Origin of the sequence: Streptomyces bambusae (assembly GCF_019400985.1) — a bacterium.
Classification (GTDB): domain Bacteria; phylum Actinomycetota; class Actinomycetes; order Streptomycetales; family Streptomycetaceae; genus Streptomyces; species Streptomyces bambusae_A.
In genome coordinates, this window is sequence record NZ_WTFF01000629.1 from 1 (window position 1) to 1,458 (window position 1,458).

The 1,458-nt window shown below is 77.2% G+C and carries 1 protein-coding gene; it reads right to left on the reverse strand.

Translation table 11 applies throughout. The features are described from left to right. On the reverse strand, positions 1 to 1,328 hold a 1,328-nt coding region (locus GPJ59_RS36180; RefSeq protein WP_219672350.1), incomplete at its 3' end, for a macrolide family glycosyltransferase. Positions 1,329 to 1,458: the final 130 nt, after the last annotated feature.

Sequence of the window (1,458 nt, forward strand, 5' to 3'; positions counted from 1 at the left end):
GGGGGGGGGGGAGCGGGCGCGCGGGGCGTGTCCGCCGGGGGGGGGCAGGGCGCAGCCAGGGGGGGCGCCGCCGCCCCCCGGGCGGAGGGAGAGTTTGTTCCCCCCGGTCTCACCGCGGGTCCCTCGCCGGGGGGGGGGCAGAGCGGGGGTTCTGCGCGGGCGCGGGCGGCGGGCCCCGCCCCCCCCGCCTCGCGGGTGAGCCGCCGGGCGCGGGCGGCGGCCGCGGCGACGCCCGGGTCGGTGGTGACGGTGCGTACGGCGGCGGCCAGGCGCTCGGCGGTGGCGTCGGCGGGGTCGAGCCGCAGGCCCAGGCCCAGTTCGGCGACCCGGTCGGCGATGAGCTCCTGCTCGACCATCTGGGGGACGACGACCATCGGGGTGCCGTGGTGGAGGGCCTCCATGGTGCTGCCCATGCCGCCGTGGGTGACGAAGGCCGCGGCCCGTTCCAGGACGGACAGCTGGGGGACGCTGGAGTGCACCTCGCAGTGCGGGGGCAGCGGTCCGAGGGCGGCCGGGTCGGCCTGGTGGCCGATGGACAGCACCAGGTGGGCGCCGCTGTCGGCGAGGGCGTCCACGCAGGTGCGGTAGAAGCCGGTGGCCCGGTTGAAGACGGTGCCGAGCGAGACGTAGACGACCGGGCGGCCGGGGTCCGCGGGGGTCCAGGTGCCCTCGGCCTCGCGGCCGCCGAGGCTGGGCCCGACGAAGCGGTAGTGGTCGCCGAAGCCGTCGGCCGCGGGCTGGAACGCGCGGGGCAAGAAGGCCAGGTTCAGCTCCTCCTCGAAGTCCATGAACTCCTCGGCGGACACGCCGTCGAGACCGGCCCCGGCGAGGAACTCCCGCAGCAGCGCGTCGAAGGCGGCGGCGTGGGCGTCGTGGTCGGCCGACCGGCCGGTACGGGCGAGCATCGCGTCCATCAGGGCGTACGAGCGGCAGGAGGCGATGCTCGGGAAGAACTGCACGGCGCGGGCGCCCCAGCGGCGGGCCAGGGCACGGCCGGCGAACGGCGAGGTGTTGTCGTAGACGACGAGGTCCGGGCGGTCCTCGCCGAGGCACTGCTCCGCGAACGCGATCCGCTCGCCGCTGCCCGCGAGGAAGAACAGGGGCAGGGCGGCGGGGTCGTTGTCGGCGAAGGCCTGCGGGGAGTGGCTGGGCGAGGTGGCGACGTCGTAGCGGAACACCCGGGCGCCGAGCCGGGTCAGCCGCTCCTCGAAGGCCCCGGTGGTGAAGTAGGAGACCCGGTGGCCGCGCGAGACGAGCTCGTCGACGACGCCGAGGGTGGGCGACACGTGGCCGTGGGCGGCCACGCTGAAGAATGCGATGTGTGCCATCTGGTCTGGTCCTCGGAGGGTGTGAGGGGCGAGGGCGAGGGTGCGGGTGCGGGTGCGGGGCTGGCGCCCGGCGGTGGCTGCCGGCTGCCGGCTGCCGCCCGGCCGCCGGCGGGCGGCGGCAGTCGGCGGA